We start from the raw sequence: 22,584 nt of genomic DNA, 5'->3' as shown, positions 1-22,584 counted from the left end.
GGCCGCGGATATTCCGGCCTGGCACGTCCAGGCGCCGTGAGTACGGGGCGGAGCGGTCGGCCCCCGGGCCATCGTCCCGACCGGGGTTCAAACCCAGCCGCGCGCGGCCATCGAGATCGGCAGACCGTCGCCGACCACGAAATGGTCGAGCAGGCGAATCTCGACCAGGGACAGGGCCTGCTTCAGGCGGGCGGTGACCGCCCGGTCGTCCTGGCTGGGCTCGGCGTTGCCGCTGGGGTGGTTGTGGCCAACGATGACCGCCGCGGCGTTGCGCTGCAGGGCGCGCCGGACCACCTCGCGCGGATGCACCTCGGCACCGTTGATGGTGCCCTGGAACATTTCCTCGAAGCCGATCACGCGGTGACGGGCGTCCAGGAACATGACTGCGAACACCTCGTGCTGCAGGCCGCGCAGGCGCTGGGCGAAGTAGCGCCCGGCCGATTCCGGGTCGGTCAGGGCGGTGCCGCGATCGAGTTCGGCGCGCAGGCAGCGCGTGGCCAGTTCCAGCGCGGCCTTGAGCGCGCAGGCGCGGGCCGTGCCGATGCCGCGCATGCGCACCAGCTTGGCCGGCGGCTGGTCGAGCAGGTCGCGCAGGGGGCCGTGCTCGGTCAGCAGCCCGCGGGCGGTACCGACCGCGTCCTGGCCGCGCAGGCCCGAGCCCAGGAAGATCGCCAGCAGCTCGGCGTCCGACAGCGAGCCGCTGCCGTGGGCGAGCAATTTTTCGCGCGGGCGTTCCGCGCTCGGCCATTCGTGGATTCTCATGGCTGCATCCTGCGCGGTGCCGGCCGGGGGCGGCATCGGGGGCGTGCGGGGCATCGGGTAAGCTAGACCGCCGAGAGGATGTAGGGATTCGCCGACGCGGCGTTCGTCGCGGCCGCGTCACTCATCGTCTCCGAACCTGCATCGAGAACCGAACGAGCTCCGGCCCGCCCATGGCGCAAGACAAATCCCTGCCGCTGCACGACCAGCGCATCCTGCTTTGCGTCTGCGGCGGCATCGCCGCCTACAAGGCGGCCGACCTGGTGCGGCGCCTGCAAGACGCCGGCGCCCAGGTGCGCGTGGCCATGACCGAGAACGCCACCCGCTTCGTCGGTGCCGCGACCTTCCAGGCCCTGTCCGGCCATCCGGTCCGCAGCTCGCTGTGGGACGAGGCGGCCGAGCTGGCGATGGGGCATATCGAACTGGCGCGTTGGGCGCAGCGGATCCTGATCGCGCCGGCCACCGCCGACATGATCGCCAAGCTGGCCCACGGTTTCGCCGACGACCTGATCAGCACGCTGTGCCTGGCCTCGGAAGCGCCGGTCGCGATCGCCCCGGCGATGAATCACCGCATGTGGGGTCATCCCGCCACTCAGGCCAATGTCGCGACCCTGCGCGGGCGCGGCGTGGCGTTCTTCGGCCCGGGCGAGGGCCGCATGGCCGAACCCGAATCCGGCCCCGGCCGTTTGCTCGAACCGCAGGAACTGGTCGCCGCCCTCGCCGGAGCGATGGCATGAGCGGCGCCAGCCTCGCCGGCCGGCGCCTCGTCGTCAGCGCCGGCCCGACCTTCGAAGACATCGACCCGGTCCGCTTCATCGGCAACCGCAGCAGCGGCAAGATGGGCTTCGCGATCGCCGAGGCCGCGGCGCGGCGCGGCGCCCGGGTGGTGCTGGTCGCCGGCCCGGTCGCCCTGGCGACCCCGGCAGGGGTCGAGCGGATCGACGTGCGTTCGGCCCGGCAGATGCGCGAGGCGGTGATCGGGGCCTTGCCGGCCGATGCCTACGTCGGCGCCGCCGCCGTGGCCGACTACGCGCCGGCGCAGGTCGCGTCCGGCAAGATCAAGAAGAAAGACGAGCAGCTCACCCTCGAGCTGGTGCGCACGCCCGACATCCTGGCCGAGGTCGCCGCGCATCCGCAGCGCCCGACCCTGGTCGTCGGCTTCGCCGCCGAGACCCACGACGTCGAGTTCTACGCCCGCGGCAAGCTGGAAAAGAAGCGGGTCGACCTGATCGCGGCCAATCGCGTCGGCGTGGCCGGCAGCGGTTTCGAAAGCGACGACAACGCGCTCACCGTCTACTGGCGCGACGGCGCCCGCGCCCTGGGCCCGGCGCCGAAGACCCAACTCGCCGACGAACTGCTCGACCTGATCCTCGCGCGCTGGCCGGCCTAAGCCTTGCGCGCCGCGGCGGCGCCCTCCCTGTCCGGACTTCCAAATCGATGAACCACACGCTCGAACTCAAGATCCTCGACGCGCGGCATGGCCACGAATGGCCCTTGCCGAGCTATGCGACCCCGGCCAGCGCCGGCCTCGACCTGCGTGCGGCGCTCGACGAGCCGCTGATCCTGCACTCGGGCGACACCGCGCTGGTGCCGTCGGGCCTGGCCATCCATCTCGGCGACCCGACCTTGTGCGCGGTGATCCTGCCGCGGTCGGGGCTGGGCCATAAGAACGGCATCGTGCTCGGCAACGGCACCGGCCTGATCGACGCCGACTACCAGGGCCCGCTGCTGATCAGCGTGTGGAACCGGGGCCGCGAGACTTTTACGATGCAGCCGGGGGATCGGATCGCCCAGTTGGTGGTCCTGCCGATCGTGCGGGCCAGCCTGCAGGTGGTCGACGAGTTCGAAAGCAGCGCGCGCGGGGGCGGCGGTTTCGGCCATACCGGGGTGCGCTGAGCGAATAACGGGTGCCATGGCACACATCGTGCTAGACAACCACGGGAGCGACCGCGCCACGAGGCACAGTCGACGGAATGATCCGCGGCCCCGGTGCAGACTGGGGTATCGCCCGCGCAAGGCACAGACAGGGGAAAGGTTCTGGCAATGGTCGATGTGAAAATGGAAAAGCCGCAGCTGTCGCTGGCGCAAATCAAGCCCGTGCTGCTGCCGGCGGCGTTCGTCTGCCTGCTGCTGACCCTGTGGTTCGGCTGGAGCGGCATCCAGCAACATCGGGACGCCTCGCGTCGGGCCGATCTGGTCAGTGCGCGCGACAAGGCGGTCAGCGCCGCCCACGACGCCCTCGGCATCGAGCACAAGCGCCTGCGCGAGCGCATGGCGGCTCCGGAGATGCAGGCTGCGCTGCAAGCCGGCGACCTGCAGCGCGCCGCGACCCTGCTGACCCAGAGCTGGCCCGGTGCCAAGGCCGGCGCGGTGTTGCCGCCCGACCTGGCCGGCGACTACGCGCAACTGCCGAAGAGCGGCTACGGCCGGCTCGCGGCGATGGAAGCGGCGATCGTCGCCGACAAGCCGACCGCGGCGATCGTGCGCGACGGCGGCAAGCCGGTGCTGGCGCTGGCTGCGCCGGCGCGCGCCGGCGAGCAATTGGTCGGCGTGGCCTATCTGCAGTTGCCCTTGCAGCGCATCAGCGACGGCATCGAAAAGGCCGACGTCGACGGCAGCAGCTACCTGGCCCTGCGCCAGGGCGGTTTCAGCGTGATCGAACGCGGCGACACCTCGCTCGGCAACGGCGCCGAGGCGATGGCGGCCAAGATCCCCGGCAGCGACCTGCGCCTGGCCGCGGCGGTGCCGGACGTGCCCGGCGGCCCGCTGGGGCTCGGGGCACTGAGCTGCTTCATTGCCGCGGTGGTGTTCGGCCTGCTGGCGTTCGTGCTGATGCGCCTGCGTCAACGTGCCTACCGCACGGTGCCGGTCGAAGACGAAGGCCCGGTTCAGACTTTGGCTGAGACCATGTCGGTCTCTCCGCTCGAAGCGACCGATGCCAACGTGACCGAAAGCCAGAACTCCGCCGCGCCCAAGGCCGTGGCCATCGATGGCGGAATCTTCCGCGCTTACGACATCCGCGGCGTGATCGGCCAGACCCTGGACCCCGGCGTCGCCCAGATGATCGGCCACGCTATCGGCTCGGTGATGCACGACCAGGGCCTGACCGAGATCGTCGTCGGCCGCGACGGCCGCCTGTCCGGCCCGGCGATGATCGAAGGCTTGATCGCCGGCCTGCGCAAGGCCGGCCGCAACGTCGTCGACATCGGCCTGGCGCCGACCCCGCTGGTCTACTTCGGTGCCTATCACCTGCGCGCGGGTTCCTGCGTCTCGGTCACCGGCAGCCATAACCCGCCGGACTACAACGGCTTCAAGGTCGTGGTCGGCGGCGAGACCCTGTCGGGCGCGACGATCACCGACCTGTACCAGCGCATCGTCGGAGGCCGTCTGCACACCGCGGCCGAGCCCGGCACGCTGTCGCAGCGCGACATCTCCGAGGACTACGTCCAGCGCATCGCCTCCGATATCCAGATCGATCGTCCGCTCAAGGTGGTCGTCGATGCCGGCAACGGCGTCGCCGGCGACGTCGGTCCGCGCGTGCTCGCCGCGATCGGCGCCGAGGTCACGCCGCTGTACTGCGAGATCGACGGCGAGTTCCCGAACCATCACCCGGACCCGAGCGAGCCGCACAACCTGGTCGACCTGATCAAGATGGTCGAGCGCCTGAACGCCGATCTCGGCATCGCCTTCGACGGCGACGGCGACCGCCTCGGCGTGGTCACCCGCGACGGCCAGAACATCTTCCCGGACCGGCTGCTGATGCTGTTCGCGGCCGACGTGCTCGAACGCAACCCGGGCGCGATGATCATCTACGACGTCAAGTGCACCGGCCGCTTGCCGGGCCACATCCTGCGCCACGGCGGCAGCCCGCTCATGTGGAAGACCGGCCACTCGCTGATCAAGGCCAAGATGCGCGAGACCGACGCCGAACTGGCCGGCGAGATGAGCGGCCACTTCTTCTTCAAGGAGCGCTGGTACGGCTTCGACGACGGCATCTACTCGGCGGCGCGCTTGCTGGAGATCCTGTCGGCACAGCCGCAAAGCCCGAGCGACACCCTCAACGCGCTGCCCAGCGGCGTCGCCACCGCCGAGATCAAGGTCGACGCGCCCGACGGCGACCCGCACAGCTTCGTCGAGCGTTTCGTCGCCGAGGCTTCGTTCGAGGGCGCGCGTCTGTCGACCATCGACGGCCTGCGCGTGGACTTCGCCGACGGCTGGGGCCTGGTGCGCGCATCCAACACCACGCCGATCCTGGTCATGCGCTTCGACGCCGACACTCACGAGGCGCTGGTGCGGATCCAGGACGCGTTCCGCGCCCAGTTGCTGGCGCTGAAGCCGGACCTGAAGCTGCCGTTCTAAGCCGCACCGAAGCGACGCCGGCCGGACCGGCATCGCCGACAACGCACACCAAAACGCCGCGGCTTGCCGCGGCGTTTTCGTTCATGGGCGTGCTTGTATGGGCTTGCTTGCCGCGACCGCTCGCTACGGCCGCCGGACCAGCCGGGCTCAGCCCTGGTTGGGCCGGCGCGCCTTCATCGTGTGATAGCGCTCCAGAGCCGCGGCGAGGTCGTCGTCGGCGACGCTGCGCTCGGCCAACTGCTGCTTGAGCATCTCCTGCTGGTGCATCAGCTCTTCGTGCTGGTGACGGATGTTGTCGGCCAGGGTCTTGCTCACCGGCTTGGTGCCGAGCTCGGCTTCGCCGGCGCGGCGCAGCAGGCTCAACAGGGTCTGGCGACGGCCGTCGATGCCGAGCTGCGAGGCCTTGACGGTCTCGTCGAGCAGGATGATCCGCTCCTGGAACGAGTCGCGCAGCTCCTGCTCGGTCGCATAGGACTCGGCCATGGCGTGGTCGCGGCGCTTGCGCGCCTCTTCGGCCATGGCGGCGCTGCGGGCGGCGCGAGCGGCCTGATCGGCAAGCACGCGCTCTTCCGGGGTCAGGGCGCGATCGACCTGGCCGGTCCGCAGGCCGCTGCGTGCGCTGATCTCGGTGCGCGCGCTGTCGACGGCATGCGCGGGCAGGGCGTCGCCACAGACCTTGCGGCCGCCTTCGTTCCAGCAGTAAAGCTTCTTGGCCGGGCTTCCCGCGTCCGCTTGGGCGTTGGCCAGTGGCGCAGCGAGCATCAGCAGCAGCGCGCTGGCCAGCAGGGTATGGAGTCGGTTCATGTCGCCCTCGTGCCGTCGAACGGTCGGCCAATCGGCAAAGAACCAAGCAAGAGTCGGGCCATGTCGGTCTCCTCTTTCGTGCCTGCGATCACAGTGCGGGCGTCGTCCAACGCCGGCCGCCGTCTCCTGCGCCGCCGTCCGGCGATCAGGTTTCCGCGCTACGGCCGTAAGCGCTGCGGTAGGCCAGCAGGCGCTCGCGCTGCGAGGCGAACTCTGCGCTCTCGCCCGTGAAGGCGAGGAGGTCGTCGAGGGTGGCGATCGCGACCACCGGCAGAGCGTGTTCGATTGCGACAGTTTCTGCCGCCGAGCGTCGGGATTGTGCGGGGTCCACGGCTTCCTGGCGGTCGAGCGCGATGACGATGCCGGCGACGCTGCCGCCGGCCTCGGCGATCAGGCCGAGCGCTTCGCGGATCGCGGTGCCGGCGGTGATGACGTCGTCGACGATCAGCACGCGGCGGCCCGCCAGGGGCGCGCCGATCAGCATGCCGCCTTCGCCGTGGGCCTTGGCTTCCTTGCGGTTGAAGGCCAGCGGCAGGTCGCGGCCGCGGCGTGCGTATTCGCAGCCGAGCGCGGTCGCCAGCGGAATGCCCTTGTAGGCCGGGCCGAACAACAGGTCGAACTCCAGGCCCGCGGCCTGGATCGCATCGGCATAGCAACTCGCCAACCCGGCCAATGCCGCGCCCGAGTCGAAGCGGCCGGCATTGAAGAAATAGGGACTGACCCGGCCCGACTTGAGGGTGAACTCGCCGAAGCGCAGGGCGTCGGCGTTCAGGGCGAGCTGGAGGAAGCGATGGCGATGGTCGGTCATGGCGGGGTCGGGTCGGGGGAAGAAGGAATCAGGCGCAACAGCATCAGGTGCTGCGGGCCGGCGTTGCCGCCGTGGAACAGCTCGCCGGTGTCGACGAAGCCGGCCTTGAGGTAGGCCGAGATCGCCGGGCGGTTGCGCACGTTGACGGTCAGGGCGAGCAGGCGGCGCTGCGGATGACGCAGGCGCAGGTCGTCGCGGCAGGCGGCGATGGCGCGCGTGCCGTAGCCGCGGCCTTGCTGGGTGCGGTCGATCATATAGGCGCGCAGGCCCACGCCGGGCTCGCCGAGCGAGCGCCCGGCGATGGCCTGGACGCTGAAGTCGAGCCGGTAGAAGCCGACCACGCGGTCGCCGGCCAGCACCGCCATCGCCTCGCTGTTCGGGTCGCGCCAGGTGTCGGCCAGGTTGAACGCGGTGTCGCCGACGAAGGGCAGTTGCTCGGGGGCGACCTGCAGCGCGCGCACCGCGGGCGCCAGCGCCTCGTTCACCGGCAGCACGCGCACGGCGGCCGCGGAATCGCTGAAAACGGAGGTCGCCACGGTCATGGCCGACATGATACCCGTGCCCGGCCGTTGCTATGATCGTGCGCACTTCGGATGTGGAGCGCGCATGCGCATCATCAGCTTCAACGCCAACGGTCTGCGCTCGGCCACGACCAAGGGCTTCTTCGACTGGTTCAAGACCCAGAACGCGGACGTGCTTTGCGTCCAGGAGACCAAGGCCCAGGAACACCAGTTGGCCGGGCCGGCCTTCCTGCCCGACGGCTACCGCGCCTATTTCCGCGACGCCACCACCAAGAAGGGCTACAGCGGCGTGGCGATCTACAGCCGGCGCGAGCCCGACGAGGTCCGCACGGCCCTGGGCTGGGCGCCGTTCGACGAGGAAGGCCGCTACATCGAGGCGCGTTTCGGCAACCTCAGCGTGGTCTCGTTCTACATCCCGTCCGGTTCGTCGGGCGAGCTGCGCCAGGGCTTCAAGTTCGAGGTTATGGAATGGCTGAAGCCCATTCTCGACCAATGGCTGGCGAGCGGCCGCGACTACGTCCTGTGCGGCGACTGGAATATCGTCCGCACCCGCCTGGACATCAAGAACTGGACCTCGAACCAGAAGAACTCCGGCTGCCTGCCGCCCGAGCGCGACTGGCTCAACGGCGTGTGCATGGACGAAAGCGGCTGGGTCGATGCCTACCGTAGCTTGAACGCCGAGGGCCAGGACTACACCTGGTGGAGCAACCGCGGCGCCGCGCGCGCCAACGACGTCGGTTGGCGCATCGACTACCAGTTCGCCACCCCGAGCCTGCGCGACCGGCTGCGCGGCTGCTCGATCCTGAAGGAACCGCGCTTCTCCGACCACGCGCCTTTCAGCGTCGACTATGACCTCTGAGACCGGCGCCGCGGCCGCGCGCGCGGCGCCGCCCGCGCGCAAGGGCTGGCGGCTGGTGCTCGCCAACCTGCGCGAGCCCAAGGTCCTGGTCATGCTGTTGCTCGGGTTCAGCTCGGGCATCCCGATCTACCTGGTCGGCAACACCCTCGGCTTCTGGATGCGCGAGAACGGCATCGAGTTGTCGACCATCGGCTTCCTGTCCTGGGTCGGGCTGGCCTATTCGCTGAAATTCCTGTGGGCGCCGCTGGTCGACAAGCTCGACGCGCCGGTGCTGGGGCGCTGGCTCGGCCGGCGCCGCGGCTGGATGCTGCTATCGCAACTGGTCGTCGGCGCGGCCCTGGTCGGCATGGCCCTGGTCGAACCGCGCCAGGGCCAGTTGCTGCTCGGCGGAGTCGCTTTGAACCACTTGCTGGTGTTCGGCGCGCTGGCGCTGGTGGTGGCCTTCGCCTCGGCGACCCAGGACATCGTCATCGACGCCTGGCGCATCGAAAGCGCATCCAGCCCCGAGCAGCAGGGGCTGCTGACCTCGACCTCGACCCTGGGCTATCGCGGCGCCCTGCTGGTCACAGATTCGTTGATCCTGATCCTCGCCGCGCAGGCCGGCTGGTCGCTGTCCTACGGTGCGATGGCGGCGTTGATGGGGGTCGGCGTGCTGGCGACGCTGTCGGCGCGCGAGCCGGCCGCTTCGGTGCTCGCCGCGGCGAGCCCGCACCCGGCGCTGTTCTCCGCTCGAGGCTTGTTCGACGCCCTGGTCGGCCCGTTCGTGGCCTTCTTCCGCCAGCACGGCCAATGGGCGCTGTTGATGCTGCTGACCATCAGCCTGTACCGGCTGCCGGATTTCCTGTTCGGGCCGATGGCCAATCCGTTCTACGCCGACCTCGGCATGGCCAAGGAAACCGTCGGCGCGGTGCGTGGCTCGTTCGGCCTGGTCGCGACCATCGCCGGGGTCGCCGCGGCCGGCCTGACCGCGGTGCGCTTCGGCTTCATTCAGACCCTGCTCGCCGGCGCGGTGCTCGGCCCGGGCTCGAACCTGGCCTTCGCCTACCTGGCCCTGCACGGCAACGACCCGGGCGTGTTCACCGCGGCGATGGTGATCGACAACTTCTGCAACGGCTATGCCGGCGTGGCCCTGGTCGGCTACATGTCCAGCCTGACCAACGTCGGCTATACCGCCACCCAGTACGCCTTGCTGAGCTCGTTCTACGCCCTGCTGGGCAAGGTGTTGAAGGGCTTGTCCGGCGTCGCCGTAGAGCACCTGGCGATCGATCGCAGCCTGCTCGAGGCCTACTCGCTGTTCTTCGTCGGTACCGCGCTGGTCGGCATCCCGGCCCTGCTGCTGTGCATCGTGCTGGTGGCGCGCAAACCGCCGACGGCGGTACAAACCACGGCCTGATCGCGGCGCCTCGTATCCGCCGGCAGGCGCCGACCGTCGGTGCAGTCGAGTTCCTGAACGCGAATCCAGCAACTTCGTGTTGCTATCGATACGGCAACGATGGCACTTTGCTCGTCTGTGGCCGACATCATCCTGCACAACCTGGACGCCATCCTGGCCGACCGCATTCGCCGGGTCGCGGAGACGCGTGGCTGGAGTCTGCAGCGCACCGCGCTGCACCTGATCGAGAGCGGGCTGTTCGCGGTCGAGGCCGAGATGGTCGGGCGTTTCAGCGACACCGACGCTTCGGCGTTGCAGGAAGCGATCGCGGCGTTGGAGCATATCCCCAGCGACCCGGGGTTCTCCCTGATCGGCCGCGCCGAACCGGCCGAGCCCAAGCCGAGCGGTCCGGATTTCAGCAGCCTGGAACTGCTCGAAGAGTTCCGCATCAACACCGACTCGGCCTGAAGCCGGGTCGCGCCGACAGCGGCCGCGGTCAGGCGGAGGGGTGCACCGTACCGAGTACGCGCGGACCGCGCGCGCCGGTGACGCTGGGCAGGTTGCCCGGCAGTCCGCTCAAGGTTTGCCGCGCCAGCCAGGCGAAGCCCATCGCCTCGACGAAATCCGGGTCCAGGCCGTAAGGCACGGTCGACTCGACCGCGACCCCGGGCAGATGCGCGGCGATCCGCTCGAGCAGGGCGCTATTGCGCACGCCGCCTCCGCAGGCCAGCACCCGCTTCGTCGCCGGCTGGTGCGCGCGCAAGGCATCGGCGGTGGTGATCGCGCTGAGTTCCAGCAGGGTCGCCTGCACGTCCTGTGGCGCCTCCGCGCCGCTCAGGCGGGCCTCGACCCAGGCCAGGTGGAATTGCTCGCGTCCGGTGCTCTTCGGCGGCGGCAGGGCGAACCAGGGCTCGTCGAGCAGGCGCGCAAGCAGGTCCGCATCGACCGTGCCGCGCGCGGCGAAGGCGCCGTCGGCGTCGAACGCCGTGCCCAGGTGGCGCAGCGCCCAGGCGTCCATCAGGCAATTGGCCGGCCCGGTGTCGAAACCGCGCACGTCGCCGTGCGCCGGCAACAGGGTGAAGTTGGCGATTCCGCCGAGATTGAGCGCGGCCCGGTCCTCGGCGTCGGAATGCAGCAGGGCAGCGTGGAAGGCCGGCATCAGCGGCGCGCCGTGGCCGCCGGCGGCGACGTCGCGGCGGCGGAAATCGGCCACCGTGGCGATGCCGCTGCGTTCGGCGATGACCGCGCCGTCGCCGATCTGCCAGGTGAAAGGGTGGCGGCCGTCGTAGCCGGCGCCGGCCGGGCGATGACGCACGGTCTGGCCGTGCGAGCCGATCGCGGCGACCTCGGATACGGCCACGCCGGCCTCGCCGATCAGGCTCAGCGCCGCGTCGGCGAAGGCTTCGGCGACTTGCACGTCGAGCGTGCCCAGTTCTTCCAGCGAACGCGCGTCGCCGCCCTGGCCGAGCGCGACCAGGCGCTCGCGCAGCGCCTGCTGCCAGGGGTAGGTGCGGCCGAGCACCAGTTCGCAGCGGGTCGGCGCGGCGCCGTCTGCGAAGCGCACCAGCGCGGCGTCGATGCCGTCCGCGCTGGTCCCGGAGATCAGTCCAAGATAAAGGCCTGAAACAGGCGTAGCGGTGCCAACAGCAGGCGGGACCGAAGAGTTCTCAACCACGACGGAGCTCCAAAAGGCCTGAAACAGGCGTAGCGGTGCCAACAGCAGCCGGGACCATGGTGAAGATTCCTGTGAGGGAGACAACGCGAGTGGCCGCCGGGACCGAAGAATTCTCAATCACGACGAAGGTTCCTATGGAAGTTGGCGACGCCAACAGCAGCCGGGACCATGGTGAAGATTCCTGTGAGGGAGACGACGCGAGTGGCCGTCGGGACCGAAGAATTCTCAATCACGACGAGGGCTCCCAAGGCCTGAAGTAGCCGAATTCCCAATCACGACGAGTTTCCTATGCGGTATAGCGCCCCACGGTAACGCCTCCCGCCCTTGCATGGCATCCATGACGCCATCCCCAAAAAGCACAAAGGCCTCCGAAGAGGCCTTTCGCTTGCCGCGGCCCGATCAGGCCTTGGTCGTCTTCTTCTTCACGTTCGCCTTGGCTGGCGTCGCTGCCGGAGCGGGGCCCGCATCGGCGTAGATGATGTTCTCGACCTGGCGGATCCGCGCCAGAGCCACGCCGGTCTGGGTGCGGAACTGGGCCAGCGCCATGCCGCTCAGCGGCTCCGGCGGCGGCATCGTCACCGACAGCGGGTTGCGGTGCACGCCGTTGATGCGGAATTCGTAGTGCAGGTGCGGGCCGGTCGCCAGGCCGGAGCTGCCGACATAGCCGATCACCGTGCCCTGGCCGACGTGCTGGCCGGGCCGGATGCGGCCGAAGTTCGACATGTGCCCGTACAGCGTGGTGTAGCCGCGGCCGTGGTCGAGGATCACCGCGCGGCCGTAACCGCCCTTCCAGCCGACGAACTGCACGCGCGCGTCGCCCGCGGCCATGATCGGCGTGCCGGTGCCCGCGCCGTAATCGACGCCGGTGTGCATGCGGATGCGGCCCAGCACCGGATGGCGGCGCGAACCGAAGCCCGAGGTCAGACGCGCATACGGAATCGGCATGCGGATGAAGCTCTTCTTGAGCGGGCGGCCGTCGCCGGTGAAGTACTCGGCCTTGCCGCCGCGCTCGAAGCGGAAGCCCGTATGCAGGCGGCCTTCGCTGGTGAAGGTCGCCGCAAGCACCGGACCGGTGCTGAGCAGTTCGCCTTCGCGCCAGGTCTGTTCGACCACGACGCTGAAACGGTCTTCGGCGCCTACGTCTTCGTTGAAGTCGATGTCGTACTTGAAGATGTCGTCGGTCAGCGTATTGATGTTGGCCGGCGTCAGCCCGACCTTGCGCGCCGAGCGGAACAACGACTTGCCGACCTTGCCGCTGAGGACCACGGTGCGGCTCTCGGTCGGTCGGGTGATGATCTTCTGGGTGATCTTGTCGCCGGCGAGGCTCAGCTCGATGCGGTGACTGTCGTCGCGGTCGTAGCGGAAGGTGCGCAGGCTGCCGTTGACCGGCATGTCGAACCCGAGCTCGGTGCCGGGCTTCATGCGCTTCAGGGCTTCCTTGGCGCCGGGCTGTTCGAGGATCTTGTGCATCGTCGAGGCCGGGATGTCCAGGTCCTTGAACACCGAGCCCAGGGTCTCGCCGCGATTGATCCGCACCAACTGCCAGCTGTCGCCGTGTTCGCCGCGTACGCGGGCGATCGGCAGCGGCGGCAGGGCCAAGGCCAGGGATTGGCGCGGTTCGTGCACGCGCACCGAGGCGGTCGACTGGCTGAAACCCGGCACGATGGCTGCGACCATCATGCCCAGGGTCGCGAACAGACCGGCCTGCACCCACTGGCGGCCCGACCAGCGACCGTTGAATCCATCGGAAAGATGACGCGCCAACACGGGGCGGCGCAAGGCGGCTTCACGCAGTGCTTTCAGTCGTTCGCGGCGTTGCGCGCCTACACTGGAAGCCTGCTCGGGTACTGTCATTGGATGAATCCCTCGCGTGAGGTGTGAAGGCCGCGTAGCGGCGTTACCATAGTCACACGAGTAGTACGCGTCAAACCCTTGAGCTGAATGGGGTTTTTGTCTCCAGCCGGCCCAGTTTCGTTTAACTCCCAATTAACCTGAATCCGTGACCGCGTTCGCACTCCGGGGCGTGGCCGCCGAGCGAGTCCCCACGTGTCCTCATCCGTACAAGAAGCCCTCGACCTGATCGCCCGCGGCGCCGACGAAATCCTCAAGCGCGAGGAGCTCGAAGCCCGCCTCACCGCATCCATGAAGGCCGGGGGCCGCCCGCTGCGGATCAAGGCCGGGTTCGACCCGACCGCGCCCGACCTGCACATCGGCCACACCGTGCTGCTCAACAAGATGCGGCAGTTCCAGGACCTGGGCCATCAGGTGATCTTCCTGATCGGCGACTTCACCGGAATGATCGGCGACCCGACCGGCAAGAACGTCACCCGCAAGCCGCTGACCCGCGAAGACGTGCTCGCCAACGCCCAGACCTATGCCGACCAGGTGTTCAAGGTGCTGGACAAGGAGCGCACCGAGGTCCGCTTCAATTCCGAATGGTTCGGCCAGATGAGTTCGGCCGACATGATCAAGCTCGCCGCCCAGCACACGGTCGCGCGCATGCTCGAACGCGACGATTTCGCCAAGCGCTACGCCGCCCAGCAGCCGATCGCGATCCACGAATTCCTGTATCCGCTGGTTCAGGGCTACGACTCGGTAGCGCTGCAGTGCGACGTCGAACTCGGCGGCACCGACCAGAAATTCAATCTGTTGATGGGGCGCGGCCTGCAGGAGCACCACGGCCAGCCGGCCCAGATCGTCCTGACCATGCCGCTGCTGGAAGGTCTGGACGGCGTCAACAAGATGTCCAAGTCGCTCGGCAACTACATAGGCATCAACGAGCCGGCCATCGATATCGTCACCAAGACGATGAAGATCGACGACGTGCTGATGTGGCGCTGGATCGACCTGCTGAGCTTCGAGATCGGCATCGCCGAGGCGGCCCGTCTTAAAGACGAGATCGCCGCGGGCCAGCTCAACCCGCGCGACCTCAAGATGCGCCTGGCGCGCGAACTGGCCGCCCGCTTCCATGGGGCTCAGGCCGCCGAGCAGGCCATGGCGGGCTGGAATGCCGCAGTGCGCGGCGAGGGCGATATCGCCTCCCTGCCGCTGACCGACGTCGGCGTGCCGGCCGAGGGGCTGCGTATTGCCGCCTTGCTGGTGGCCGCCGGGTTGATGCCGAGCAATGCCGAAGGCAACCGCAAGCTCAAGGAGCGGGCGGTGAAGGTCGACGGCAACGTCATAGAAGACCCGCAGCAGGTATTCACCCCTGGGTTCGAGGGCGTGCTTGCCGTGGGCAAGCGCAATTTCGCCCGGGTTCGCCTGGTCGCCGCATGAGCAGAGGGGCGGCTGGCTGCATTGCGACGCTTGCGGATGCCGGCGCCGCCGATGAGCCTCCGGCCTGCGATACGCCACTCAAGCGGCGAGGTGCATCCCTCTAGCGGTGTTCTTCTCCCTCTCCCGCCTGCGGGAGAGGGGCGGGGTGAGGGCCGACCCAGGTCGCAAACCACGCGTTAAGCCCGTCGCATAAGGCTTTCCACCGCGGCCGCGAAATTCCCTGTTCATTTTTTTCGAAATCGCTTCCCAAGCCCTGTTCATGTATGCATAATGCGCGGCCCCGCTGACCGGATGTATCGATTGGCGGGGACGCGCAGAAAGGGCGGTTTCGACAGGTGTTGACGGTCTGAAACATTGCTGTAAGATGCGCGGCCCGCTGACCGGTTTGTAAGGTTGGCGGGGCGCAGAAAACGGCGGTTTCGATAAGTGTTGACGAGTCGAAAACATGCTGTAAGATGCGCGGCCCGGTGAGACGGAAGCTTCGGAAAAACGAAGCGGACGGCGAGTCGGGAAGCAGCAAGAAGTTTCGCGGACAGGTGTTGACGTTCACGAAAACTGCTGTATAGTGTGCGGCTCGCTCGGGCACTTCGGTGACGAGCACGAAACAAGGCGCTGAGGCCGGTTTCGACGATCTTTGACAGTGTGCGCAGGTGACTTGTGCGGGCGTCTGGCGGGTGGATGATTGTCCATCTTGCAGACGTTCGTAACAGAGTCCAAGTGATTGAAGAAAGCATGCAAATGCGAGTAATTGAGTAATGAGGGCCTGGGGCGAAGTCTGCACTCAAAGCATTGATGAAAGCCGCAAGGCTGGAATCGAAACATTTAAGTGAAGAGTTTGATCCTGGCTCAGAGTGAACGCTGGCGGCAGGCCTAACACATGCAAGTCGAACGGCAGCACAGAGGAGCTTGCTCCTTGGGTGGCGAGTGGCGGACGGGTGAGGAATACGTCGGAATCTGCCTATTTGTGGGGGATAACGTAGGGAAACTTACGCTAATACCGCATACGACCTACGGGTGAAAGCGGAGGACCTTCGGGCTTCGCGCAGATAGATGAGCCGACGTCGGATTAGCTAGTTGGCGGGGTAAAGGCCCACCAAGGCGACGATCCGTAGCTGGTCTGAGAGGATGATCAGCCACACTGGAACTGAGACACGGTCCAGACTCCTACGGGAGGCAGCAGTGGGGAATATTGGACAATGGGCGCAAGCCTGATCCAGCCATGCCGCGTGTGTGAAGAAGGCCTTCGGGTTGTAAAGCACTTTTGTCCGGAAAGAAAAGCTTCGGGTTAATACCCCGAGGTCATGACGGTACCGGAAGAATAAGCACCGGCTAACTTCGTGCCAGCAGCCGCGGTAATACGAAGGGTGCAAGCGTTACTCGGAATTACTGGGCGTAAAGCGTGCGTAGGTGGTTTGTTAAGTCTGATGTGAAAGCCCTGGGCTCAACCTGGGAATGGCATTGGAAACTGGCTTACTAGAGTGCGGTAGAGGGTAGTGGAATTCCCGGTGTAGCAGTGAAATGCGTAGATATCGGGAGGAACATCTGTGGCGAAGGCGACTACCTGGACCAGCACTGACACTGAGGCACGAAAGCGTGGGGAGCAAACAGGATTAGATACCCTGGTAGTCCACGCCCTAAACGATGCGAACTGGATGTTGGGAGCAACTTGGCTCTCAGTATCGAAGCTAACGCGTTAAGTTCGCCGCCTGGGAAGTACGGTCGCAAGACTGAAACTCAAAGGAATTGACGGGGGCCCGCACAAGCGGTGGAGTATGTGGTTTAATTCGATGCAACGCGAAGAACCTTACCTGGTCTTGACATCCACGGAACTTTCCAGAGATGGATTGGTGCCTTCGGGAACCGTGAGACAGGTGCTGCATGGCTGTCGTCAGCTCGTGTCGTGAGATGTTGGGTTAAGTCCCGCAACGAGCGCAACCCTTGTCCTTAGTTGCCAGCACGTAATGGTGGGAACTCTAAGGAGACCGCCGGTGACAAACCGGAGGAAGGTGGGGATGACGTCAAGTCATCATGGCCCTTACGACCAGGGCTACACACGTACTACAATGGTAGGGACAGAGGGCTGCAAACCCGCGAGGGCAAGCCAATCCCAGAAACCCTATCTCAGTCCGGATCGGAGTCTGCAACTCGACTCCGTGAAGTCGGAATCGCTAGTAATCGCAGATCAGCATTGCTGCGGTGAATACGTTCCCGGGCCTTGTACACACCGCCCGTCACACCATGGGAGTTTGTTGCACCAGAAGCAGGTAGCTTAACCTTCGGGAGGGCGCTTGCCACGGTGTGGCCGATGACTGGGGTGAAGTCGTAACAAGGTAGCCGTATCGGAAGGTGCGGCTGGATCACCTCCTTTAGAGACAAAAAGACAGTTAATTGCCTGTCCAGACGTCCGCACAAGTGACCTGCATTTCAGAGTTCCCGATCGCCTTGGGGTGATCGAGGAGTCGTCCCGTTTCGATGGGGCTTTAGCTCAGCTGGGAGAGCACCTGCTTTGCAAGCAGGGGGTCGTCGGTTCGATCCCGACAAGCTCCACCACCTAGCCAGTAAGTAGTCCTTAGGGACGAATTGGGTCTGTAGCTCAGGTGGTTAGAGCGCACCCCTGATAAGGGTGAGGCCGGTGGTTCGAGTCCTCCCAGACCCACCACCCTGGCGAAAGCTGGAGCGAGACAAAACTCTGAACTGCGCACACATAAAGATTTGAAACTTCGAAGGCGCTGAAGCCTTTGAAGTGTTCTTTGAAAAACTGGAATGTAGCGAGCGTTTTGAGACGGAATGTCCAAACGTGTCGTGAGGCTAAGGCGGGGCCCAAGAGGCCCTAACATTTGAAGTTGTTGATTTGTTCGTAAATCAATAATCCTGAGGCAACTTGGGGTTATATGGTCAAGCGAATAAGCGCACACGGTGGATGCCTTGGCGGTCAGAGGCGATGAAGGACGTGACAGCCTGCGAAAAGCGCGGGGGAGCTGGCAATAAGCATTGATCCCGCGATGTCCGAATGGGGAAACCCACCTAGCAATAGGTATCCTGCAGTGAATACATAGCTGCTGGAAGCGAACCCGGAGAACTGAAATATCTAAGTACCCGGAGGAAAAGAAATCAACCGAGATTCCCTAAGTAGTGACGAGCGAACGGGGACTAGCCCTTAAGTTGCATCAGCTTCAGCAAAACGAGTTGGAAAGCTCGGCCATAGAAGGTGACAGCCCTGTATGCGAAGGGGCTGATGCGATGAAATCGAGTAGGGCGGGGCACGAGAAACCCTGTCTGAACATGGGGGGACCATCCTCCAAGGCTAAATACTCCTGACCGACCGATAGTGAACTAGTACCGTGAGGGAAAGGCGAAAAGAACCCTGGTGAAGGGAGTGAAATAGACCCTGAAACCGTGTGCGTACAAGCAGTAGGAGCTCCGCAAGGAGTGACTGCGTACCTTTTGTATAATGGGTCAGCGACTTACTGTTCGTGGCAAGCTTAACCGTATAGGGGAGGCGAAGGGAAACCGAGTCTGATAAGGGCGCATAGTCGCGGGCAGTAGACCCGAAACCGGGTGATCTAGTCATGCCCAGGGTGAAGGTTGAGTAACATCAACTGGAGGCCCGAACCCACTCCCGTTGCAAAGGTAGGGGATGAGGTGTGATTAGGAGTGAAAAGCTAATCGAACCCGGAGATAGCTGGTTCTCCTCGAAAGCTATTTAGGTAGCGCCTCGGACGAATACTACTGGGGGTAGAGCACTGTTATGGCTAGGGGGTCATTGCGACTTACCAAACCATGGCAAACTCCGAATACCAGTACGTACTATCCGGGAGACACACGGCGGGTGCTAACGTCCGTCGTGAAAAGGGAAACAACCCAGACCCACAGCTAAGGTCCCAAATTTATCGCTAAGTGGTGAACGATGTGGAAAGGCACAGACAGCCAGGAGGTTGGCTTAGAAGCAGCCACCCTTTAAAGAAAGCGTAATAGCTCACTGGTCGAGTCGGTCTGCGCGGAAGATTTAACGGGGCTAAGCGATAAACCGAAGCTTGGGGTGCATCACTTTGTGATGCGCGGTAGAGGAGCGTTCCGTAAGCCGTTGAAGGTGGATTGAGAAGTCCGCTGGAGGTATCGGAAGTGCGAATGCTGACATGAGTAACGATAATGCGGGTGAAAAGCCCGCACGCCGAAAGCCCAAGGTTTCCTTGCGCAACGTTAATCGACGCAGGGTGAGTCGGCCCCTAAGGCGAGGCAGAAATGCGTAGTCGATGGGAAGCAGGTTAATATTCCTGCACCTCGCGTAAGTGCGATGGAGGGACGGAGAAGGTTAAGCAGGCCAGGCGTTGGTTGTCCTGGTGAGAGAGTTGAGGCGGTCCCCTTAGGCAAATCCGGGGGGGCAACGTTGAGACTAAGGACCGGTCCTTTTGGACTAGGCTGCTGATATCACGCTTCCAGGAAAAGCTCCTAAGCTTCAGCTTACGCAGACCGTACCGTAAACCGACACAGGTGGGCAGGATGAGAATTCTAAGGCGCTTGAGAGAACTCGGGTGAAGGAACTAGGCAAAATAGCACCGTAACTTCGGGAGAAGGTGCGCCCTTTCTGGTGAATAGCTGGGAGGGGCCGCAGTGACCAGGCCGCTGCGACTGTTTATCAAAAACACAGCACTCTGCAAACACGAAAGTGGACGTATAGGGTGTGACGCCTGCCCGGTGCTGGAAGGTTAATTGATGGGGTCAGCCGCAAGGCGAAGCTCTTGATCGAAGCCCCAGTAAACGGCGGCCGTAACTATAACGGTCCTAAGGTAGCGAAATTCCTTGTCGGGTAAGTTCCGACCTGCACGAATGGCGTAACGACAGCGGCGCTGTCTCCACCCGAGACTCAGTGAAATTGAAATCGCTGTGAAGATGCAGCGTTCCCGCGGCAAGACGGAAAGACCCCGTGAACCTTTACTATAGCTTTACACTGAACGTTGAGTTCGTCTGTGTAGGATAGGTGGGAGGCTATGAAACCATGGCGCTAGCTGTGGTGGAGCCATCCTTGAAATACCACCCTGTCGTGCTTGACGTTCTAACCTAGGCCCGTAATCCGGGTCGGGGACCGTGTATGGTGGGTAGTTTGACTGGGGCGGTCTCCTCCCAAAGTGTAACGGAGGAGCACGAAGGTACGCTCAGCGCGGTCGGACATCGCGCACTGTGTGCAAAGGCATAAGCGTGCTTGACTGCAAGATCGACGGATCAAGCAGGTACGAAAGTAGGTCTTAGTGATCCGGTGGTTCTGTATGGAAGGGCCATCGCTCAACGGATAAAAGGTACTCCGGGGATAACAGGCTGATACCGCCCAAGAGTTCATATCGACGGCGGTGTTTGGCACCTCGATGTCGGCTCATCACATCCTGGGGCTGTAGTCGGTCCCAAGGGTATGGCTGTTCGCCATTTAAAGTGGTACGCGAGCTGGGTTCAGAACGTCGTGAGACAGTTCGGTCCCTATCTGTCGTGGGCGTTGGAGATTTGAGAGGGGCTGCTCCTAGTACGAGAGGACCGGAGTGGACGAACCTCTGGTGTTCCGGTTGTCACGCCAGTGGCACTGCCGGGTAGCTATGTTCGGAAGCGATAACCGCTGAAAGCATCTAAGCGGGAAGCGCGCCTCAAGATGAGATCTCCCGGGACTTTAAGTCCCCTAAAGGAACCATCAAGACTAGGTGGTTGATAGGCAGGGTGTGTAAGTGCGGCAACGCATTGAGCTAACCTGTACTAATGATCCGTGTGGCTTGACCATATAACCTCAAGTTGCCTTGGCTTCATTGACACGTTCAAGACGTTTCTTCCAAATACTGTTCGCTACATTCCAACTTATTCGCCGATGACGGAGTCCATCCCGTCTGAAGCAACCCAACGAGAGCGTGTGCGCTACTTCAATACACCGAAGCTTGCGACCCTCCACCCTCTCCCTGGTGATAATAGCTGTGTGGAACCACCCGATCCCATCCCGAACTCGGAAGTGAAACGCACATGCGCCGATGGTAGTGTGGCCTAAGCCATGCAAGAGTAGGTCATCGCCAGGGGCTTTACCCTAAAACGCCGCAACCCACAGGTTGCGGCGTTTTTCTTTGTGCGCGTTTTAGCGACTTCATACCCTGTACTTAATCCCAGGCCATTAACTCCAGCGCCTGTTTCGATTCCGGACCTTAATCGCCGCCGCCGCCTCCGTAGGAGCGACGTCCGTCGCGACCGCGAGACCCGCCGAAACAACAACGCCGACACCGTCCATCCAAGCGGCGTCCTGTCGCAGGCGCGACCGCGAGACCCGCCGAAACAACAACGCCGACACCGTCCATCCAAGCGGCGTCCTGTCGCAGGCATGCCGACATCCGCGGCTTCGCATTTCCGGACTCGAACCACCACACAGGCTTATCTCGCGAGATTCATTAATGAGCCGCGAAGCATATTTGTGCATTCAATAGTCAATCGAACCACGCAATCGATTGGCGGCAATCACTTGTTTGGTCGGCGCAGCCTGCGGGATTCGAGGCGTGCATTATGTATTCCCGGCCTCGCCGGACTCGGCCAGATAGACAAGGGAAAATCACATGCAAAGGCGTCAATTCATGAGCGTGCCGTTGGCCATGACTGCGGCAGCGGCGGCGAGCGCAATACCTACATCCGCGGCAAGCGCGCCGCTGGCGGCGGACGATTACGTCACCTTCGAAGACTACGGTGCCGTCGGCGACGGCGTTGCGGACGATACTGCTGCGATCCAGGCGGCGATTACCGATAATCCCGGCCGCGAAATCTGGGCGACGCGGCGTCACTATCGTTTGACCGCTGCCTTGCACATCGTGCGCGGCGTGGTTCTGCGGGCCGCTCAGGGCGGCGTGCAGCTGTCGATGGATGTCGCCGACCGCGATCACATCGTGATTGGCGACGGCACCGAGAACGGCATGTTGAACAGCCTGAATACCGTGATCGACGGATTCACGTTCGCGCCTGGCGCGAACGCCGGCACATCGACGACCGGCTCGTGCATTTTCTTTAATTTCTGCGCCTTCTTCGATGTGCGCAACTGCGACTTCTACGCTCGCTCTTATTCGCAGGCGAAGCTATTTCGCGGCATGACGCTGTTCCGGGCGTCCGACGGATTCATCCGCCATTGCCGCCTGCGTTATTTTCGCGAGGACGGCATTCATACGACCGGTTCGTCGCACAGCGCGAGTCCGAATCCCTACCGCACCGTCGACGTGCGCATCGAGTCGACGCGCATCTACGCATGCGCCGGCTACCAGGTCTACTTCGGACCGCACACCGGCGGCATGTTCGTAAACGACCTGATCCTGATGCAGGCCGATCAGAATCCGGCGTTCTATATCGATTCCGACCCGGTGATCCAGGACGGGACGAATTTCTTCGTCGTCAACGTCAATATCGAAGGCGGCAATAGCGGCAGCCGCGGGATCGTCGTCAACAAGGGACAAGCGGTGCAGATCGTCGGCGGCTGGGTCGGCGGCATCCTCGGCAACGGTGCGGGGGTGGAGCTCGGCGCAGGCGCGAGTTCCTGTGAAATCAACGGGTTGAAGGCGGATTACTGCGGGCTGATCGTTAACGGTCCGGCCAATTCGATCAAGAATTGCGATATCACCGGAGACTTGACCAGCACCGTCAACGGCATTGTCCTCGGGCCGGGCGCGAGCGACACATTGATCACTGGGTGTCGGATCCGTCAGTTCACCGGCCCGGCGATCCTCATCCAGAAGCAGTCGGGTGGCCCGGCCCGTTGCGTCATCAGCGGTGTGACGCTCAAGGACGCGCCGGCCTCGCCTTATATCGAGGGGGCCGACTACCGGGAAGGCCCGTCGATTACCGGCATCCGTAGCGACGCCGCCGTTTACATGACGGCAGCTGCGCAGGTGCAACTCAACTACGGAGCAGAGTTCTATCAGGTGATCGGCGGGACGGCGATTCAGGACCTGGTACCGCGAAATCCGGGGCGGCGAGTGACCATTCAGGCCGGTTTAAACGGCGTAACCTTCACCGGCAACGGTGTATTGCAGCTCAAGGGTGGCGCCGCCAGCGTTACGGTGCCCGCTTATCGGACCATCGAATTCATGTCCGACGGCCTCAATTGGTTTGAATCGGGAGGCAATCGCTGATTCTGGTTCGTCTCGATAACGG

General features: G+C 64.4%; 13 protein-coding genes, 2 tRNA genes, 3 rRNA genes and 1 pseudogene. 13 read left to right on the top strand and 6 right to left on the bottom strand.

Annotation, left to right across the window (positions count from 1 at the left end):
- Positions 1–87 precede the first annotated feature (87 nt).
- Entirely contained in the window at positions 88–762 is a 675-nt protein-coding gene (gene radC, locus EX88_RS0107240) for a RadC family protein (protein ID WP_031371330.1), read from the bottom strand.
- A gap of 170 nt (positions 763–932) precedes the next feature.
- On the opposite strand from radC, the pseudogene coaBC reads away from it, so the two are divergent.
- The 3 genes and pseudogenes from coaBC to EX88_RS0107225 all read left to right on the top strand — a co-directional run bounded on the left by coaBC (position 933) and on the right by EX88_RS0107225 (position 5,118).
- Positions 933–2,149, top strand: a pseudogene (gene coaBC, locus EX88_RS23585) (bifunctional phosphopantothenoylcysteine decarboxylase/phosphopantothenate--cysteine ligase CoaBC).
- 47 nt (positions 2,150–2,196) lie between these two features.
- Positions 2,197–2,655, top strand: coding sequence for a dUTP diphosphatase (gene dut / locus EX88_RS0107230; RefSeq protein ID WP_031371329.1), 459 nt, complete (start codon positions 2,197–2,199; stop codon positions 2,653–2,655).
- A 147-nt stretch (positions 2,656–2,802) separates the two neighbouring features.
- Positions 2,803–5,118, top strand: a complete 2,316-nt coding sequence (locus tag EX88_RS0107225) for a phosphomannomutase/phosphoglucomutase (protein WP_031371328.1) — start codon at positions 2,803–2,805, stop codon at positions 5,116–5,118.
- Positions 5,119–5,265: 147 nt separating this feature from the next.
- Here the strand turns inward: EX88_RS0107225 and EX88_RS0107220 are convergent, their stop codons facing one another.
- The 3 genes from EX88_RS0107220 to EX88_RS23580 form a co-directional block, all read right to left on the bottom strand.
- On the bottom strand, positions 5,266–5,922 hold the full coding sequence (locus tag EX88_RS0107220) for a hypothetical protein (protein ID WP_051884669.1): 657 nt from the start codon (positions 5,920–5,922) through the stop codon (positions 5,266–5,268).
- 145 nt (positions 5,923–6,067) lie between these two features.
- Positions 6,068–6,730: an orotate phosphoribosyltransferase gene (gene pyrE, locus EX88_RS0107215; RefSeq protein WP_031371326.1), complete on the bottom strand. Its 663-nt coding sequence runs from the start codon at positions 6,728–6,730 to the stop codon at positions 6,068–6,070.
- Positions 6,727–7,281 carry a GNAT family N-acetyltransferase gene (locus tag EX88_RS23580; protein WP_051884667.1) on the bottom strand — a complete coding sequence of 185 codons (555 nt, stop codon included), beginning with the start codon at positions 7,279–7,281 and terminating at the stop codon, positions 6,727–6,729. The genes pyrE and EX88_RS23580 overlap by 4 nt, the downstream gene beginning before the upstream one ends.
- A gap of 55 nt (positions 7,282–7,336) precedes the next feature.
- On the opposite strand from EX88_RS23580, the gene EX88_RS0107205 reads away from it, so the two are divergent.
- The 3 genes from EX88_RS0107205 to EX88_RS26765 all read left to right on the top strand — a co-directional run bounded on the left by EX88_RS0107205 (position 7,337) and on the right by EX88_RS26765 (position 9,950).
- A complete protein-coding gene (locus EX88_RS0107205; RefSeq protein WP_031371324.1) occupies positions 7,337–8,110 on the top strand; it encodes an exodeoxyribonuclease III in 774 nt (257 codons plus the stop codon).
- Positions 8,100–9,503 carry an MFS transporter gene (locus tag EX88_RS0107200; protein ID WP_031371323.1) on the top strand — a complete coding sequence of 468 codons (1,404 nt, stop codon included), beginning with the start codon at positions 8,100–8,102 and terminating at the stop codon, positions 9,501–9,503. Before EX88_RS0107205 ends, EX88_RS0107200 begins: the two co-directional genes overlap by 11 nt.
- A 117-nt stretch (positions 9,504–9,620) precedes the next feature.
- Entirely contained in the window at positions 9,621–9,950 is a 330-nt protein-coding gene (locus tag EX88_RS26765; protein ID WP_200875809.1) for a hypothetical protein, read from the top strand.
- 28 nt (positions 9,951–9,978) lie between these two features.
- Here the strand turns inward: EX88_RS26765 and EX88_RS0107190 are convergent, their stop codons facing one another.
- The gene (locus EX88_RS0107190) at positions 9,979–11,157 is read right to left on the bottom strand and encodes an anhydro-N-acetylmuramic acid kinase (RefSeq protein WP_051884664.1); all 1,179 of its coding nucleotides are present in this window, start codon (positions 11,155–11,157) and stop codon (positions 9,979–9,981) included.
- A 399-nt stretch (positions 11,158–11,556) separates the two neighbouring features.
- A complete protein-coding gene (locus EX88_RS0107185) occupies positions 11,557–13,011 on the bottom strand; it encodes a M23 family metallopeptidase (protein WP_051884662.1) in 1,455 nt (484 codons plus the stop codon).
- Between the two features lie 192 nt (positions 13,012–13,203).
- Between EX88_RS0107185 and tyrS the strand changes: the two genes are divergently transcribed.
- The 7 genes from tyrS (at position 13,204) to EX88_RS0107150 (ending at position 22,562) form a co-directional block, all read left to right on the top strand.
- A complete protein-coding gene (gene tyrS / locus EX88_RS0107180; RefSeq protein WP_031371319.1) occupies positions 13,204–14,433 on the top strand; it encodes a tyrosine--tRNA ligase in 1,230 nt (409 codons plus the stop codon).
- Positions 14,434–15,256: 823 nt separating this feature from the next.
- Positions 15,257–16,801, top strand: a 16S ribosomal RNA gene (locus EX88_RS0107175).
- Between the two features lie 106 nt (positions 16,802–16,907).
- A tRNA-Ala gene (locus EX88_RS0107170) sits at positions 16,908–16,983 on the top strand.
- 32 nt (positions 16,984–17,015) lie between these two features.
- Positions 17,016–17,092 (top strand) — tRNA-Ile (locus tag EX88_RS0107165).
- Positions 17,093–17,326: 234 nt separating this feature from the next.
- Positions 17,327–20,194 (top strand): 23S ribosomal RNA (locus EX88_RS0107160).
- A gap of 171 nt (positions 20,195–20,365) precedes the next feature.
- Positions 20,366–20,480, top strand: a 5S ribosomal RNA gene (rrf, locus tag EX88_RS0107155).
- The 16S, 23S and 5S rRNA genes sit together here with 2 tRNA genes alongside, the layout of an rRNA operon.
- A 543-nt stretch (positions 20,481–21,023) precedes the next feature.
- The gene (locus EX88_RS0107150; protein ID WP_031371318.1) at positions 21,024–22,562 is read left to right on the top strand and encodes a glycosyl hydrolase family 28-related protein; all 1,539 of its coding nucleotides are present in this window, start codon (positions 21,024–21,026) and stop codon (positions 22,560–22,562) included.
- Positions 22,563–22,584 lie beyond the last annotated feature (22 nt).

It is taken from the genome of Lysobacter antibioticus (genome assembly GCF_000731095.1).
Taxonomy (GTDB): domain Bacteria; phylum Pseudomonadota; class Gammaproteobacteria; order Xanthomonadales; family Xanthomonadaceae; genus Lysobacter; species Lysobacter antibioticus_B.
Note: the sequence above shows the minus strand (reverse complement) of the source record. Positions and strands in the feature narration are given on the sequence as shown.

What these genes read in the sequence shown, in the direction of transcription:
- radC (WP_031371330.1), bottom strand. Translation starts at nt 762, where the DNA reads ATGAGAATCCACGAATGGCCGAGCGCGGAACGCCCGCGCGAAAAATTG.
- dut (WP_031371329.1), top strand. Translation starts at nt 2,197, where the DNA reads ATGAACCACACGCTCGAACTCAAGATCCTCGACGCGCGGCATGGCCAC.
- EX88_RS0107225 (WP_031371328.1), top strand. Translation starts at nt 2,803, where the DNA reads ATGGTCGATGTGAAAATGGAAAAGCCGCAGCTGTCGCTGGCGCAAATC.
- EX88_RS0107220 (WP_051884669.1), bottom strand. Translation starts at nt 5,922, where the DNA reads ATGAACCGACTCCATACCCTGCTGGCCAGCGCGCTGCTGCTGATGCTC.
- pyrE (WP_031371326.1), bottom strand. Translation starts at nt 6,730, where the DNA reads ATGACCGACCATCGCCATCGCTTCCTCCAGCTCGCCCTGAACGCCGAC.
- EX88_RS23580 (WP_051884667.1), bottom strand. Translation starts at nt 7,281, where the DNA reads ATGTCGGCCATGACCGTGGCGACCTCCGTTTTCAGCGATTCCGCGGCC.
- EX88_RS0107205 (WP_031371324.1), top strand. Translation starts at nt 7,337, where the DNA reads ATGCGCATCATCAGCTTCAACGCCAACGGTCTGCGCTCGGCCACGACC.
- EX88_RS0107200 (WP_031371323.1), top strand. Translation starts at nt 8,100, where the DNA reads ATGACCTCTGAGACCGGCGCCGCGGCCGCGCGCGCGGCGCCGCCCGCG.
- EX88_RS0107185 (WP_051884662.1), bottom strand. Translation starts at nt 13,011, where the DNA reads ATGACAGTACCCGAGCAGGCTTCCAGTGTAGGCGCGCAACGCCGCGAA.
- EX88_RS0107150 (WP_031371318.1), top strand. Translation starts at nt 21,024, where the DNA reads ATGAGCGTGCCGTTGGCCATGACTGCGGCAGCGGCGGCGAGCGCAATA.